The 14478-nt window shown below is 52.9% G+C and carries 17 protein-coding genes; 4 read left to right on the top strand and 13 right to left on the bottom strand.

Going from position 1 to position 14478, the window contains the following annotated elements; all coding sequences use genetic code 11:
- The 8 genes from oadA to mdh form a co-directional block, all read right to left on the bottom strand.
- On the bottom strand, positions 1 to 1276 hold a 1276-nt coding region (oadA, locus tag K2184_RS27625; RefSeq protein ID WP_439237808.1), incomplete at its 3' end, for a sodium-extruding oxaloacetate decarboxylase subunit alpha.
- A 15-nt stretch (positions 1277 to 1291) separates the two neighbouring features.
- On the bottom strand, positions 1292 to 1546 hold the full coding sequence (locus K2184_RS27620; protein ID WP_004106216.1) for an oxaloacetate decarboxylase subunit gamma: 255 nt from the start codon (positions 1544 to 1546) through the stop codon (positions 1292 to 1294).
- Between the two features lie 273 nt (positions 1547 to 1819).
- Positions 1820 to 2437 carry a L(+)-tartrate dehydratase subunit beta gene (ttdB, locus tag K2184_RS27615; RefSeq protein WP_004106218.1) on the bottom strand — a complete coding sequence of 206 codons (618 nt, stop codon included), beginning with the start codon at positions 2435 to 2437 and terminating at the stop codon, positions 1820 to 1822.
- Positions 2437 to 3336, bottom strand: coding sequence for a L(+)-tartrate dehydratase subunit alpha (ttdA, locus tag K2184_RS27610; protein WP_004106220.1), 900 nt, complete (start codon positions 3334 to 3336; stop codon positions 2437 to 2439). Before ttdA ends, ttdB begins: the two co-directional genes overlap by 1 nt.
- A gap of 32 nt (positions 3337 to 3368) precedes the next feature.
- The gene (locus tag K2184_RS27605) at positions 3369 to 4637 is read right to left on the bottom strand and encodes an SLC13 family permease (RefSeq protein ID WP_017145340.1); all 1269 of its coding nucleotides are present in this window, start codon (positions 4635 to 4637) and stop codon (positions 3369 to 3371) included.
- A gap of 207 nt (positions 4638 to 4844) precedes the next feature.
- Positions 4845 to 5510, bottom strand: a complete 666-nt coding sequence (locus K2184_RS27600; protein WP_004106222.1) for a GntR family transcriptional regulator — start codon at positions 5508 to 5510, stop codon at positions 4845 to 4847.
- A complete protein-coding gene (locus K2184_RS27595) occupies positions 5482 to 6126 on the bottom strand; it encodes a GntR family transcriptional regulator (protein ID WP_004106223.1) in 645 nt (214 codons plus the stop codon). The genes K2184_RS27600 and K2184_RS27595 overlap by 29 nt, the downstream gene beginning before the upstream one ends.
- A 132-nt stretch (positions 6127 to 6258) precedes the next feature.
- Complete coding sequence (gene mdh, locus K2184_RS27590) at positions 6259 to 7197, bottom strand: malate dehydrogenase (protein ID WP_004106224.1); 939 nt, start codon at positions 7195 to 7197, stop codon at positions 6259 to 6261.
- Positions 7198 to 7608: 411 nt separating this feature from the next.
- On the opposite strand from mdh, the gene argR reads away from it, so the two are divergent.
- The 3 genes from argR to yhcN-B all read left to right on the top strand — a co-directional run bounded on the left by argR (position 7609) and on the right by yhcN-B (position 9066).
- A complete protein-coding gene (gene argR / locus K2184_RS27585) occupies positions 7609 to 8079 on the top strand; it encodes a transcriptional regulator ArgR (RefSeq protein WP_004106225.1) in 471 nt (156 codons plus the stop codon).
- Positions 8080 to 8433: 354 nt separating this feature from the next.
- Entirely contained in the window at positions 8434 to 8697 is a 264-nt protein-coding gene (gene yhcN, locus K2184_RS27580) for a peroxide/acid stress response protein YhcN (protein WP_004106226.1), read from the top strand.
- A gap of 102 nt (positions 8698 to 8799) precedes the next feature.
- The gene (yhcN-B, locus tag K2184_RS27575; protein WP_004106229.1) at positions 8800 to 9066 is read left to right on the top strand and encodes a DUF1471 family stress response protein YhcN-B; all 267 of its coding nucleotides are present in this window, start codon (positions 8800 to 8802) and stop codon (positions 9064 to 9066) included.
- A 50-nt stretch (positions 9067 to 9116) separates the two neighbouring features.
- Here the strand turns inward: yhcN-B and K2184_RS27570 are convergent, their stop codons facing one another.
- From K2184_RS27570 to aaeX, 4 genes are all read right to left on the bottom strand, one after another.
- Positions 9117 to 9395, bottom strand: coding sequence for a barstar family protein (locus tag K2184_RS27570; RefSeq protein WP_004106231.1), 279 nt, complete (start codon positions 9393 to 9395; stop codon positions 9117 to 9119).
- Positions 9396 to 9534: 139 nt separating this feature from the next.
- Positions 9535 to 11502, bottom strand: coding sequence for a p-hydroxybenzoic acid efflux pump subunit AaeB (aaeB, locus tag K2184_RS27565; RefSeq protein WP_004106233.1), 1968 nt, complete (start codon positions 11500 to 11502; stop codon positions 9535 to 9537).
- Positions 11503 to 11507: 5 nt separating this feature from the next.
- The gene (gene aaeA / locus K2184_RS27560; RefSeq protein WP_049591501.1) at positions 11508 to 12440 is read right to left on the bottom strand and encodes a p-hydroxybenzoic acid efflux pump subunit AaeA; all 933 of its coding nucleotides are present in this window, start codon (positions 12438 to 12440) and stop codon (positions 11508 to 11510) included.
- Positions 12441 to 12447: 7 nt separating this feature from the next.
- A complete protein-coding gene (aaeX, locus tag K2184_RS27555; RefSeq protein ID WP_016808195.1) occupies positions 12448 to 12651 on the bottom strand; it encodes a p-hydroxybenzoic acid efflux pump operon protein AaeX in 204 nt (67 codons plus the stop codon).
- Positions 12652 to 12782: 131 nt separating this feature from the next.
- On the opposite strand from aaeX, the gene aaeR reads away from it, so the two are divergent.
- Entirely contained in the window at positions 12783 to 13712 is a 930-nt protein-coding gene (aaeR, locus tag K2184_RS27550; RefSeq protein WP_004106239.1) for an HTH-type transcriptional activator AaeR, read from the top strand.
- On the opposite strand, the gene fucR is transcribed toward aaeR, so the two are convergent.
- Positions 13709 to 14455 (bottom strand): L-fucose operon activator, encoded by a 747-nt coding sequence (gene fucR, locus K2184_RS27545; RefSeq protein WP_049591500.1) that lies wholly within the window; start codon positions 14453 to 14455, stop codon positions 13709 to 13711. The genes aaeR and fucR overlap by 4 nt on opposite strands.
- Positions 14456 to 14478 lie beyond the last annotated feature (23 nt).

Below are 14478 nucleotides of genomic sequence, written 5' to 3'. Positions count from 1 at the left end.
CCGCCAGAACGATGCCCTTCTCCTGCGCCTGACGTTTAACATCGGCTTCCAGCTGCGCCAGCTCCGGCTTCAGCAGGTCCGCCGGGCGGCAGGTGATGGCTTCTGCGCCGTCGAGCACGCGGGCCTGTAAGGCAGCGTTGACCGGGACCGGAGTGTGGCCGTATTCGCCCTTCAGAATCCCGGCAGTCTCCTTCGCGATGGTTTTGTAGCGCTCGCCGGTCAGCACGTTCAGCACCGCCTGGGTGCCGACAATCTGCGAGGTCGGGGTGACCAGCGGGATGAAGCCGAGGTCCTCGCGCACGCGGGGGATTTCCGCCAGCACCTCATCCAGACGGTGGGCGGCGTTCTGCTGCTTCAGCTGGCCCTCGAGGTTGGTGAGCATCCCGCCCGGCACCTGGGCCACGAGGATACGGCTGTCGGTGCCCTTCAGCTGGCCTTCAAAGGCGTGGTATTTCCTGCGCACCTCGCGGAAGTACGCCGCGATGCTTTCGAGCTTCAGGATATCCAGCCCGGTGTCGTGCTCAGTACCCGCCAGGGTGGCGACCAGCGCCTCGGTGGCCGGGTGGCCGTAGGTGGCGCTCATGGAAGAGATGGCGGTATCAACGCCGTCGACGCCCGCCTCGATGGCCTTCAGCAGGGCCATCTCCGCCATCCCGGTGGTGGCATGAGCATGCAGATGCAGGCGCACGTCATAGCGCTTCTTGATTTCGCTGACCAGCGCAAAGGCGGCCCCCGGGGTGAGAATGCCCGACATGTCTTTAATCGCGATGGAGTCGACGCCGGTCTCCAGCAGCTGTTCGGTCAGGTCAAGCCAGGTCTGCAGGGTGTGGGCCGGACTGGTGGTGTAGGAGAGCGTGCCCTGGGCATGAGCGCCGTGGCTGCGCACCGCCTGCAGGGCGGCTTTCATGTTGCGCGGGTCGTTCATGGCGTCGAAGACGCGGAACACGTCCATGCCGTTTTTGACGGCGCGCTCAGTGAAGCGCTCCACCACGTCATCGGCGTAGTGGCGGTAGCCGAGGAGGTTCTGGCCGCGGAGCAGCATCTGCAGGGGGGTCTTCGGCATGGCCTTTTTGAGCTCGCGCAGGCGGACCCAGGGGTCCTCGCCGAGGAAGCGGATGCAGGCGTCAAAGGTGGCGCCGCCCCAGCATTCAAGGGACCAGTAGCCCGCGTCGTCGAGCTGAGCGGCAACCGGCAGCATATCGTCGAGGCGCAGGCGGGTGGCGAAAAGGGACTGGTGGGCGTCGCGCAGGACGACCTCGGTAATGGCAACGGTCATGGATTCCTCCGAGAATTAAGGGTTAAGTCGGCGATGGTGGTGGAGAGCGGCGGCAATCACCGGCTTTAAGCGGGCGAAATCGTCAGCGTGCGCGGCGGCGGGCGCAGGTGCCGCCTTCGGCGCGACAGCCGGTTCGGGGAAAAAGCGGTTGACGGCGGCGGACATGCCCTGGATGGCGAAAATCAGCAGAAACAGAAACGCCAGCACGAACCCCATGCCGAGGAACATCAGGGTGAAGCCTTCGCCTAATAGCAGTGCTGCATCAGTCATAGAATAGCCTTCGAGCAGGAGGCACGATAATGATGTTATTTATCCCCGTCGTCTTTCAAGTTGCTTCTTTGTTGGCCAGGTTCATTCACCCCAGTCACTTACTTGAGTAAGCTCCTGGGATTCTCTCTTGCCACCTCAAAGCAACTCAAAATCCATGGGGTATATAACGAAAATAATAAGGGTGGATTTCCCTGAACCGCCCCGGTCAGAGTCCCTCTTTATTACCGTCATAAACATAACGCCATCATTATCGTGCGAATGATATAAATCAGATTATTTGATAAAACTTACGTTCTGGCATATTTCATCAGCGACAATCTCTTTACGTTGATTGAAAATAACTTTGTTCTGTTCAAACAGGTTATTACCATGCGTATCAATAGAAACAATTAACGGGCCAAACTCTTTCACCCGGCATACCCACAGCGTTTCCGGCATTCCCAGATCGCGCCACTGCGCATCTTCAATCTCTTCCACGCATACTGCCGCCACTACCGCACAGCCTGCCGGGAATACGCAGTGCAGCGCTTTATGCTCCGCACAGCCCTCTTCGGTGCCTTTCCCCATTCCGCCTTTACCAACGATTAATTTCACACCCGTTTTGGCAATGAATTCTTTTTCGAATTTTTCCATGCGCATACTGGTGGTTGGACCAACGGAGACCATTTCAAACTTATCGTCTTCGCCTTTAATTGGGCGGACGATTGGACCAGCGTGCAAAATAGCGCCACCGTTAACGTCTACGGGTAATTCGCGGCCACCTTCAATTAAGCGACGGTGCGCCACATCGCGACAGGTAACAATATGGCCATTGAGGTAAATAATATCGCCAGCTTTAATATCGGCTAAATCTTCATCTTTAATTGGCGTGGTAAGAATTTTTTTAGTCATCAGAAATTCACTCCGCTGTGAGACGTAATGGTGTAGTTCAAGTCTTTATCAAAAACGATATGCCCTTTACGGTGCGACCAGCAGCCGACGTTCACCGCCACTCCGATGGTGGATGGATGGCGCGCGGTGTTTTCAATATTCACGCCCATAACGGAAGTATTACCGGACATGCCCTGCGGCCCGAGGCCAATTTTATTGATGCCGTCTTCAAGCATTTTTTCCAGCGAAGCCGCACGCTCATTCTCATTATGCGAACCAATCGGACGCATCAGCGCTTTTTTCGACAGCAGCGCCGCCGTTTCAACGGAAGTCGCCACGCCCACGCCCACCAGCAGCGGCGGACACGCGTTCAGGCCATAGCTGGTCATCACATCGAGGACAAAGCGAGTGACGCCTTCATAACCCGCGCCCGGCATCAGCACCATCGCTTTCCCCGGCAGGGAGCAGCCGCCGCCCGCCATATAGGTATAAATGCTGCACTGGTCGGAATCCGGGACAATCTCCCAGAATACCGTCGGCGTCCCTTTACCCACGTTTTTGCCGGTATTGTATTCATCAAAAGTTTCGACGCTGTTATGGCGCAGCGGAGAATCGACGGTCGCTTTGATCACCGCTTCACGCAGCAGCGCTTCCAGTTCGCCGATCAGCGGGAAGTTCGCCCCGCACTCCACCAGAAACTGAATCACCCCGGTATCCTGGCAGGAAGGACGATCGAGCTCTTTCGCCAGGCGCTGGTTCTCAATCATGGTCGTAAAGATGACGTCGGCCAGTTTACTGGTCTCTTTTTTATGCAAATCTTCCAGTTTTGCAGTGACGTCATCGGGCAAGACTTTGCCGGTGTATCCCACAAACTTGGCCATAATATTGGTCATATGGGATATCTGTTCACTTTTGCTCATAAATGCTCCTTAGTCAGAACAGCTTCCGTGAGTTACGGATGAAACGGGAAAAGGATTGGCAGCAGAATCAGGCTGACAATAGTGGAAACGATAATCAGAGGGATGCCGGATTTGGCATAGTCGACAAACTTATATCCACCCGCCGACAGCACCATCATGTTGGCAGGCATACCGATTGGGGTGGCATAGGCGCAGGAACTGCCAATCACCGTGGCCATCAGCACGGCGCGCGGATCGGCCCCCATACCGGCAGCAATCGACAGGCTCACCGGTACCAAAAGCGCAACGGTCGCAGTATTGGACATAAAGTTGGTCATAACGACGGATAGTGCGAAAACCACCACCAGCAGCATGAATGGCGAAGAGTTGTTCCCCAGCATGCCGATAACCTGATCGGCAACCAGCTTTCCGGCACCGGTCATTTCCAGCGCTTTTGCTAACGCCAGGGTGCCGCCGAAGATAAAAATAGTTTGTGAATCAATGGCTTTATAGGCCTGCTTTTCGCTCAGCACCCCGGTGACTACCAGCACCAGCGCGCCAATACAGCCCGCTACCGCCAGGCTAATACCGGTCTGTTTTTCGAAAATCATGCCCAGGATCGTGGCAATCAAAACGACCAGCGACAGGATCTGCTTCCAGCGCGGAACGTGGCTGTAATCGCGCTGTTCACCGATGCTGCCGACTTCGCTGCTATTCGGGTTATTGGGCAGAAACTTATAGCCAATCGTCAGGAAATAAATGATGCCGCAAACCAGCATCGGTAGACCCACTTTGGCATATTCAAAAAATCCGAAACCGCTGCCGATATTCTGCAACGCCGATTGTGCAATCAGATTGCCCGGCGCGCCGATCAGCGACAGGTTGCCGCCAAGCGCTGCGGCAAAAACCAGCGGCATCAGCAGACGAGAACGGGTAAAGCCGGATTTCGCCGCCACGCCGATGACGACGGGGATCAATACTGCGGCAGTACCGGTATTTGAAAGAAAGCCGGACATCACGCCGACCACCACCATAATCGTGAAAATCAGCTGCTTTTCAGTTTTGGCGAAGTGCGTAATCACACCGCCAACTTTATTCGCCATCCCGGTTTCAAATAGCGCGCCGCCGACGATGAACATAGCGACGAAAAGAATAACGTTGGTGTCGATAAAGCCGGAAAAAGCCTGTTTGAGGTCAAGTACGCCGGTGAGAACCAGCGCTACGCAAACCACCATCGAAGTGACCGCAAGGGGTATTTTCTCCCACACGAACATGGCGATAGCAAACACCAGCAAACATAGAGTAATGGTAATCGGTTCCATATTTATAATTGCCCCATCAATGATATATGATATTGTATCCAATATTGACGAGAGGGAAATTATTCCCATGCAAAGAGTAAGTCAATGCGTTTTTCAGGAAAGCGTCAGGAGTGCGATCTTTATCAAAATATCGCAAAAGCAGTCACTTAGCGTAATTAATTGAGCAGATAAATAAGATGCCTGTAGCGATCGTACAGGCGGGGGGCGTCAAGCGCCGGGATCGTCAACGTAGCGCGTCAGCATATTCTCCATCGAACGGATAATATGTTCGCGCATTCGCAGGCGCGCCAGCTCTTCATCATGCTGCTCCAGGGCCTGTAAAATGCCCTTGTGCTCGCGTATCGAAATGGAAGCGTACTCTTCCTCAGTGACCTTATGTCCCATCGACAGCCCGTTCCACATATTGCTGAGCAAGAGCTTCATTTTAGCATTTCCGGCCGCATTCCATATCTCCATATGAAAGGCCTGATTCATGTCGGAATATTCAGCCGAGTTATTTTCGGCCAGCGCTTTTTCTGCTGAGTAGTGCACTTCGGCAATTCGCGAAATATCCGTCCCGGGACGAGAGGCTTTAGCGACCGCTTCACTCTCCAGCAGCGCGCGAATCTCATAATGCTCGCGAATCGTTTGTTCGTTAATCCCCAGCACAACCGCCCCTTTATTGGGCCGGACTTTAATCAGCCCATCCGCGGCCAGGATCTGAAATGCTTCACGCACGGGCATACTGGAGACGCCGACCATGCTGGCGATCCCTTCAAGGGTAATTTCTTGCCCTTCAACTAAATCGCGCGACAGTATAGCTTTACGTAATACTGCCGCGACCTGCTCTTTCGCTGAAAGAAGCTTAATTTTCCCTAATCGAGGCTTCTGCACTTTCCCAATCCTTCATGTGTTGACGCATTATTTCTGCCAGAGAGAGGAAATAACGCTGCGTTTCCTGCGCGATCTCATCACCATCGCCCCGACGGATAGCGTCCATCAGAGAGCTGAGTATCTGCGCCGACTCCTGATTATCCTCTTTCAGATACAGAATGACATAGCTGATATAGCCATCCAAAAACTGCTGATAAATCTTTTGCAGATAGCGGTTATCAATATATGAAATTAGCGTCTGGTGGAACGCCAACTCCCGCGACCGCTCACCCGGATGCGCCAGCGCGCGCGCGCGCGCAGCGAGCGATTCGCCTGCCGCCGCGGGCACCAATAAAAAAAGCTCCGTGGCCATCACCGCAATTGCCCGAAAAATGTGGCTGACATGGTCAGGCTCCAGTTTTGCGACCTGCATATGGCGGTTTGGCAAGCGCACCAGAAACCCTTCCTGCTCAAGGGCCTGTAGCGCTTCCCGAACCGGCATACGAGAGAGCCCCAGCTGTTCCGCAATACTTTCCTGCGCAAGCTCCTCTCCGGGTTTCATCCCACCGGAAAGGATCTCATAACGGATCATCTGAGTAATGTGGTCCCTGGTCTGCTTTCTTTCAATTTTTTTCACGATGTCCTCATTTGTTGCCGCTTAAGACGCGGGGGAGTTTAGCAGATTTACCAGGCGGGAGAGTCATTCAGAGGCAGGAGAAAACCATAAAAAAGCCGGAACCCAGGTCCCGGCTTCTCTTTTTATGCCAGATTATTTATTCACAAAATCTTCGCCAAGGGCGATATCTTTCTGCAACGTATCCAGCATCCCTTCAAGCGCCTGTTGCTCAAACGCACTGAGTTTGCCAATAGGCTGACGCTGCTCTACGCCATTTTTCCCCAGCAGTAGCGGCTGAGAGAAGAACCGGGCATATTGACCATCACCTTCCACGTAGGCGCATTCCACCACCCCTTTCTCTCCCTGCATGGCGCGAACTAAAGAGAGACCAAATCGGGCTGCGGCCTGACCCATCGACAGGGTTGCTGAGCCGCCGCCAGCTTTGGCTTCAACGACTTCAGTACCGGCGTTTTGAATACGTTTAGTCAGATCCGCCACTTCCTGCTCGCTGAAGCTCACGCCTGGAATTTGTGATAATAAAGGAAGAATAGTTACGCCTGAGTGGCCGCCGATTACCGGAACCTCAACATCGGATGAAGATTTGCCTTTCAGTTCCGCCACAAAGGTATTCGAGCGGATAATATCCAGCGTGGTTACGCCAAACAGCTTGTTCTTGTCGTAAACGCCGGCTTTTTTCAGCACTTCTGCGGCAATCGCCACGGTGGTATTCACCGGGTTGGTGATAATCCCGACGCAGGCCTGCGGGCAGGTTTTAGCAATTTGCTGAACCAGATTTTTCACAATACCGGCGTTAACGTTAAATAAATCGGAGCGATCCATACCGGGCTTACGCGCTACGCCCGCGGATATCAGCACCACATCCGCGCCTTCGAGTGCAGGGGTGGCGTCTTCGCCGGAAAAACCTTTGATTTTTACATCGGTAGGGATATGGCTAAGATCAACCGCCACGCCCGGAGTTACCGGAGCGATGTCGTACAACGAGAGTTCTGAACCTGAAGGCAGTTGGGTCTTAAGTAGTAGGGCAAGCGCCTGGCCAATTCCACCAGCGGCGCCGAGGACTGCAACTTTCATCCTAAACTCCTTATTATGGTTAAAATAATCTTTCGTTACTCCGTCGCCTGGACCTTAATTCACAAGATGAACAATTACAATAAGTATGGCTGAAGAATGCGTGGTCGTGCGCAGCGATGCAGCAGCTTCGCATTTTCCTCCCTGAGACTGACCATCCAGCAAAGTAGTACCGGATCGACTATTGGTTACAATACACCCAGCGTATTGAGCAGAACAACATCATTTAATAACATTTCATTTACTTTTGTAGCAACTCACACGCCGTGACGAAGGCATGTTCCTTATTAGAGTTTTTTGCTAAAATATGCGCCCTTCATAACATTATTTACGCTTCTCCCCTGTGGATTATTTGCATAAAAATGCATTGTTATGCATAATGATGTTGTTTTTACCACCATAATTGGGTGACTTATGCGAAGTTCGGCAAAACAAGAAGAACTGGTTAAAGCGTTTAAAGCGCTGCTTAAAGAAGAAAAATTCAGCTCTCAAGGTGAAATCGTCCAGGCACTACAGGAAGAAGGCTTCGATAATATCAACCAATCGAAAGTCTCACGTATGCTCACCAAATTTGGCGCTGTACGCACGCGCAACGCCAAAATGGAAATGGTTTACTGCCTGCCCGCCGAGCTTGGCGTCCCGACGACCTCCAGCCCGCTGAAAAATCTGGTGCTGGATATCGATTATAACGATTCAGTCGTGGTCATTCACACCAGCCCTGGCGCGGCACAGCTTATCGCCCGGCTTCTCGACTCGCTTGGCAAGGCTGAAGGCATCCTCGGGAGTATTGCTGGTGATGACACCATCTTTACCACCCCCGCCAGAGGTTTTACCGTTAAAGAGCTGCATGACGCCATTCTTGTTCTGTTTGAGCAAGAACTCTGATCCCCTCCCCTCAGGTTAACGCCAGAGGGGAACCCTTCAAAAAATTATCATTCCTTTAACATTTTGTGTGTTTTTCCGCTTCTATACATTCATTTACTTGATGAAATTAACGTAAGCGCACAAAAGATCAAATTATCCTATCTTCATGATTTAAAAAGCTATAAAAGCAATCCATGTCGAAAAAATGACATTTCTAATACTTATACGTTATAAAAACGACGTTTCTTTGTAATTATTTACACGAACAACAATTAGCAAGGTATTAATATTTTCAGTTATTAGTGTATACTTGATTTTGTGATGAGGGTCACGAAACAAAAGACCCCAACAAAAAGATTCGACGAGGTGAACATCATGAAAATCAAAACCACTGTAGCAGCATTGAGCATCCTTTCCGTTCTGTCCTTTGGCGCCTTTGCCGCTGACTCTATCAACAGCGAACAGGCTCAGGGCCGTCAGGCAATCGGCACCGTTTCCGTCGGCGCGGTAAGTTCTTCCCCGATGGATATGCATGAAATGCTGAACAAAAAAGCGCAGGAAGAAGGTGCTTCTTCTTATCGCATTATTGAAGCACGTACCGGTGACCACTGGCACGCAACGGCTGAACTGTATAAATAAGATTTAACGATTGTCGGTCATTAACTAAACAGAATCTCTTCAGCGGCCTCAAGTTGATTACAACTTTCCGCCGCTGAAAATATGAAGGTTGGAGAAAAGATTATGAAAAGCGCAATTATTATCGCATCCCTGGGTCTGGCTTCCGTTCTCTCTTTCGGTGCAAACGCCGCCGTTAACCAAGTGAACGCAGAACAGGCGCAAAATCTACAGTCCATGGGCACCGTTTCCGTTTCTCAGGTAGGCAGCGCACCGATGGATATGCGTCAGGAGCTGGCGGCTAAAGCTGAAAAAGAAGGCGCCAGCAGCTACCGCATCATTGAAGCCCGTACCGGCGATAACTGGCACGCTACGGCTGAACTGTACAAATAAACCCTCGTCGTCTTATCCGACGACTTGCCCCCGCTCTGTCGGGGGCTTTTTTATGAATGCCGCACATTAAAACGAAGCTCTCCTTCCAGCTCCTCTTCCGCCTCATCAAAAAGCAGAATTAATGCGCCGAATCGGCGTCGCTGATTATCGCTTAAATGAATAAATTCAATCTCCAGCGGTAGCGGCAGCAACCCGGCGATCACCGCATCCCATAATGAATCAAGGTTGTTCACTTTCTCACGCTCTAAGTGAAAAGTACGTGAAAACTCGCGATAAAAATCCTGCTGCTCAGCTATTTCGTCAAAATCAAAGGTATAGGTAGTCGTCATTGCCCGCATCCTGTCCACACCTGCAGCTCGTCTTAGCCCGATATTCCGGCGTATCGTCCCACTCTGCTGGAGGAATTCGTTTTCTGACGATTAAGTATAGCGATAAAAAAACCGACGCTTCAGGCGTCGGTTATGGATGCTAACTGTTGGTGAGTACGTGCTGATACTTATGCAGCATATCCACCAGCCTTCGTACCGGCTCGGTCACCTGGGAAGAGGCTTCCCAGTGCTGTAATTTTTGCTGATAGATATCCAGTTCATCAAGCAAACGGGCAAAATAGTAGCGACGCTTATCATCGCTCTTCGCGGAAATGACGCGATCCGCCGTGCGACGCAGCTGCCGGTGAAAGGCGGACAGATCGTCGTTTATCGGTACCGGTGCATCGCGCAGGCGCTGATGGGCAATAATCAGGGTTAATGCCAGACGAAAGCGCGCGATGTCGCCAGGAAACTTATTCAGCAATAAAAAAAGCTGACGATACAGAGCGGGCAAATGGTTCTCTTTACGTCGCGCCGTATTGGTGGTCAACGATGATACCGCTGCCGAGACAAACTGGTTAAGCAGCACGCGTCCGGTGCGAGCCTGGGAGTTATCACGCACCAGCAGGATCACCATCAGCGCGAGGAAGCATCCTACGATCTGACCTAAGGCGCTATCAAGAAACTGGTTGAATTCAAACTTCATCGGGTTGTCGAGCACCAGGATATTAATCGTGCTGGCCAGCGCGCCCAACGACCCCAGGCGCCGCTTCTGTACCTCGATGCCGATAAAAAATGCCATCACCGCAAGGCTAATGCACAGCAGCAGCATACTTTGCTGCGTCGCAGGCATAATCACCAGGAAAAACAGCGCGCCCAGAGGTAAAGCCGCCAGCGTGCCGTAAAGGAAATCAATAGCCACCATCCGCGGATTTGGCAAACGCATCGCTAAGGCCGTAACAACCGCAATCATCACCATCGCCCCGCTTCCCGAGGTCCAGCCGGTCCATAGCCAGAACAACGTACCGAGGATACAAGAGATAGAAGTTCGCCAAAAGTTCACCATCGCATGATGGCGCTCGGCGGATTCCGCCTTCACCACCACTTCGCCCTGCAGTACTTCCTCTTCAATACGGCTGATTTTGGTATTGCCGACCACGCCCCGCTTCAAAAGCAGATAGCGCGTCGCAGCACCTACCCAGCTGTAGATCGTCACCGGCGTATTATGCTCCCCCTTCCAGGTCAAAAAGCGGCGCATACGTTTTAGCTGACGGTGCACGTCCTGCACGGTCTCAACCGGTTCAGCAAAGAGCTCCCGATAATCATCCGTCACTATCTCAGGCCGGGTGTTCTGAATCAGAAAGGTTTCACAGGCCTGAGTAATCAGGGTCAAAGAGAGGGTGTTGATCGCCTTCAGGCGTTGATTCACTTTAGCCCAGCGCGAAGACTCCATGATCAGGTTGGCGCGCATCCCCTCCAGCCCGTTGGTACGGCGTACCAGGGCGCTCCAGGCCTTATCGACCTCATCTTTATCGCCATGGGCCACGCAAAGCTGCATCAGGCGATATTGATCGATCAGCAGGTTATCCAGCTCAAGATCGATCTCTTTTTTTATCGATCGCGGAGAAAACAGCAGATCGGCCACAATGGCGCTGACGATACCGATGACAATCTCACTGCATCGTTCGACGGCGAACTGCGGCGCCAGCATCGGCTCTTCGTGAATAGTGATAATAATGATGAGCGCGGTATAACCCGCCAGACCCCACGCATAGGAGTTCTCAACCCGCACCAGCGAGGAGATCCAGGTACAGAAGCCCGCCCACAGGCAGCAGACCAGTACCATCAACAGCGGGGCGCGGATCATCAGGATGATAATCGCCAGTGCGGCGATACAGCCGATAAAGGTGCCGACGATACGCAGCATCCCGCGATAGCGAATGGCGCCGGAGTAAGGCTCCCCGCCTGCGGCAAATGCCGGACCGGCAGCAACGATCGCTGCGGTGAGCACCGCCCAGCGTGGAGTTTCCAGCTGAAAATGAAAACCGACGAATAACGCCAGCACCACCGCGCAGGCTAACTTAACGGCGAAGCGGAGATGCCGGAGTTCGATGGTGAAGATCCCCATGGCGATTAACCGAACTCACGCAGGCGCATCGCCAGTTTCTGGAAGAAGTTTGCCTGACTGGTATCGCGATCCTCTTTACCCGTGATCACCACCGTCGCCGTGGTGCCCGCTGGCCAGAGATTGCCCTGCTGCTGATCAAGGCGAATACGTACCGGTACCCGCTGCGCCAGGCGCACCCACTCAAGATTAGAATCAATAGAGGCCAGCCCTTTTGAATCGCTGCTGCTGCTGGCATTGGTGACGCCAGCAGCGATGCTGTCGACGGTCCCCCTGAGGGTATGTACGCTTCCCAGAGGGGTAATTTCAGCACGAAACCCGGGGCGCACGCCTTCAAGCTTGGTCTCTTCAAGATAGGCCATGACATAGAAGGTATTTTGCTTCACCAGCGCAACCGCGGTGGAACCTCGGGTGATAAACTCGCCGCGGTACACGTTCAGGTTGGTCACCCAGCCATCGGCCGGAGCGCGAATCACCGTCCGTTCAAGGTCAAGCTTCGCCAGATCGCGACTCGCCGTCGCTTTGGCTAATTGATGTTCAACGGTTTGCAGGACGTTATTCGCCTGGTCTATCTCTTCCCGGGACATGGCCTGGACGCCAAGACGGTTACGACGGCCGGCTTCCACGCGCTTCTCCTGCGCCAGAGTCTGGTAATAGGAGACATCGGCTTCGGCCTCTGCTAACGCTTTCTGGTAACGCGGTTGGTCAATGACGAACAAAATCTGGTCTTTCTTAACCAGTTGGTTATCCTTGATATTCACCTGCGAAATCAGGCCGGAAACATCGGGGGCAATGGCCACAATATCCGCACTAAAGCGCGCATCGCGCGTCCAGGGCGATGCGGTGTAGTACACCCATGCGCGAAAAATCGCCATAAATGCAAGGATAACCAGTATCACAGTGATTGCGGTACGGAGGATATTTCTTGTTAGTGTTTTCACATCAACCTCAAACGAACAAACGTGATATCAGATAAAACAAGCAGCAATATAGCGCGGTATTGAACAGGGCCGGGTGCCAGACAAAATCATAGATGCCCGTTGGAACCAGCAGGCGGTGCGCCAGCCAGAAGACGGCGAGCGACAACAGCAACTCAAAGAAGATCGGCGGAAACGACAAGCCGAAAATCACAATGACAGGAAACAGACTCATGATGACCTTGATAAGAAGCGTGCAGGTGATATGCGCAATGCGTTTATTATTTAGCTAACTATATAGTACCGTAACAATTGCAGCCTTATCTACAATGTGTGATCTAAATCACTTTTAAGCCAGAGTGAATAATGGAACGATTAAAACGCATGTCCGTTTTTGCCAGAGTGGTCGAATTAGGGTCATTTACCGCCGCGGCTCGCCAGCTCCAGATGAGCGTTTCTTCCATCAGCCAGACGGTAGCCAAACTGGAAGATGAGCTGCAGGTTAAGCTGCTCAACCGCAGTACGCGTAGCCTTGGCTTAACAGAAGCGGGAAAAATCTACTATCAGGGCTGTCGGCGAATGCTGTTCGAAGTCCAGGATGTCCATGAACAGTTGTACGCGTTTAACAATACGCCCATCGGTACCCTGCGCATCGGCTGTTCTTCAACTATGGCACAGAATGTCCTGGCGCGCATAACGGCGGACATGCTTAAAGAGCACCCCGGACTATCGATAAATCTGGTCACGGGCATCCCCGCTCCGGACCTGATTGCGGACGGTCTGGATGTGGTTATTCGCGTGGGGGCGCTGCAGGATTCCAGCCTCTTTTCCCGCCGCCTGGGTTCGATGCCGATGGTGCTGTGCGCGGCGAAAAGCTATCTCCAGCATGCCGGCTGTCCGGAAAAACCAGCAGATCTCGCCAGCCACTCCTGGCTGGAATACAGCGTCCGGCCGGATAACGAATTTGAAATCATCGCCCCGGAAGGGATCTCAACCAAACTGATCCCTCAGGGCCGATTTGTCACTAACGATCCAATGACGCTGGTCCGCTGGCTGACGGCAGGCGTCGGCGTGGCTTATGTTCCGCTGATGTGGGCGATCGACGAGATCAACCGCGGCGAACTGGAGATCCTGCTGCCGAGCTACCAGTCCGATCCGCGCCCGGTTTACGCGCTGTATACCGAGAAAGATAAGCTGCCTCTGAAAGTACAGGTATGCATTAATTATCTGACGGAGTATTTCGTCGGGGTGGCAAAAATTTATCAGGGCATGCACGGTCGGGGGATTGCCCGCTAGCCGTCCGAATCAGCCAAAGAGGGCATTAACTCATTATCAGGTCCGGCATCGGAAATGATTTGCGTCACTTCGCTGAGATTTCCGATGCGCACCTCGCCGGCACGATGAAATTTACTTTTGTCGATAAGCAATAGCGACTGCGCCGCCCGTTTCAGGAGCAAGGATTTGTACGCGGCATTGTTAACGCTGGAATCCCAGAGTACGCCATCGTTATCGATCCCTTCGCAGGAAAAAATAAACAGATCGATCTCCAGCGATTTGACCTGCGATAACAGCGCGGGGTTAACGTAATAGCCATATTGACGCAGAAGCTGACCACCGGCGCTAATTAACTGGATCCGCTCGCGGCGGCCAAGTTCAACGCAGACCGGGTGGCTATTGGTAAATACCGTCAGGTTAATATCCGGCAGCTGACGCGCCAGAAACCAACAGGTTGAGCTGGCATCCAGCGCGATCGTCATGCCTGCATCAATCCACGCCAGCGCCGTACGCGCAATATCGGATTTATGGGCATAGTGGCTTTTCACGCGACGATGAAAAGGCTTCTCGCAGTGATGATTATCGCGTTGAAGAACTCGCGCCCGCCCGTGACTACGCTGAATGCTCCCCTGCCTCTGTAGCTCACTCAAATCGCGGCGAATGGTCTCAATGCTGACCTGCAGAAGATGGGACAACGCTTCGGTGGTTAAAGTGTGATGCTGATTGAGTAACTCAACTATCTGCTGCTGACGCGCGGCTTTCATCGCGACCCCGCGGAGGTAATTTG

It is taken from the genome of Klebsiella sp. K5-306 (assembly GCF_051835185.1).
Taxonomy (GTDB): domain Bacteria; phylum Pseudomonadota; class Gammaproteobacteria; order Enterobacterales; family Enterobacteriaceae; genus Klebsiella; species Klebsiella oxytoca.
The sequence above is the reverse complement of the archived record's forward strand: the minus strand, read 5'-3'. Positions and strand labels throughout refer to the sequence as shown.

What these genes read in the sequence shown, in the direction of transcription:
- argR (WP_004106225.1), top strand. Translation starts at nt 7,609, where the DNA reads ATGCGAAGTTCGGCAAAACAAGAAGAACTGGTTAAAGCGTTTAAAGCG.
- yhcN (WP_004106226.1), top strand. Translation starts at nt 8,434, where the DNA reads ATGAAAATCAAAACCACTGTAGCAGCATTGAGCATCCTTTCCGTTCTG.
- aaeX (WP_016808195.1), bottom strand. Translation starts at nt 12,651, where the DNA reads ATGAGTCTGTTTCCTGTCATTGTGATTTTCGGCTTGTCGTTTCCGCCG.
- yhcN-B (WP_004106229.1), top strand. Translation starts at nt 8,800, where the DNA reads ATGAAAAGCGCAATTATTATCGCATCCCTGGGTCTGGCTTCCGTTCTC.
- aaeB (WP_004106233.1), bottom strand. Translation starts at nt 11,502, where the DNA reads ATGGGGATCTTCACCATCGAACTCCGGCATCTCCGCTTCGCCGTTAAG.
- mdh (WP_004106224.1), bottom strand. Translation starts at nt 7,197, where the DNA reads ATGAAAGTTGCAGTCCTCGGCGCCGCTGGTGGAATTGGCCAGGCGCTT.
- K2184_RS27620 (WP_004106216.1), bottom strand. Translation starts at nt 1,546, where the DNA reads ATGACTGATGCAGCACTGCTATTAGGCGAAGGCTTCACCCTGATGTTC.
- aaeR (WP_004106239.1), top strand. Translation starts at nt 12,783, where the DNA reads ATGGAACGATTAAAACGCATGTCCGTTTTTGCCAGAGTGGTCGAATTA.
- K2184_RS27605 (WP_017145340.1), bottom strand. Translation starts at nt 4,637, where the DNA reads ATGGAACCGATTACCATTACTCTATGTTTGCTGGTGTTTGCTATCGCC.
- K2184_RS27570 (WP_004106231.1), bottom strand. Translation starts at nt 9,395, where the DNA reads ATGACGACTACCTATACCTTTGATTTTGACGAAATAGCTGAGCAGCAG.
- fucR (WP_049591500.1), bottom strand. Translation starts at nt 14,455, where the DNA reads ATGAAAGCCGCGCGTCAGCAGCAGATAGTTGAGTTACTCAATCAGCAT.
- ttdB (WP_004106218.1), bottom strand. Translation starts at nt 2,437, where the DNA reads ATGACTAAAAAAATTCTTACCACGCCAATTAAAGATGAAGATTTAGCC.
- ttdA (WP_004106220.1), bottom strand. Translation starts at nt 3,336, where the DNA reads ATGAGCAAAAGTGAACAGATATCCCATATGACCAATATTATGGCCAAG.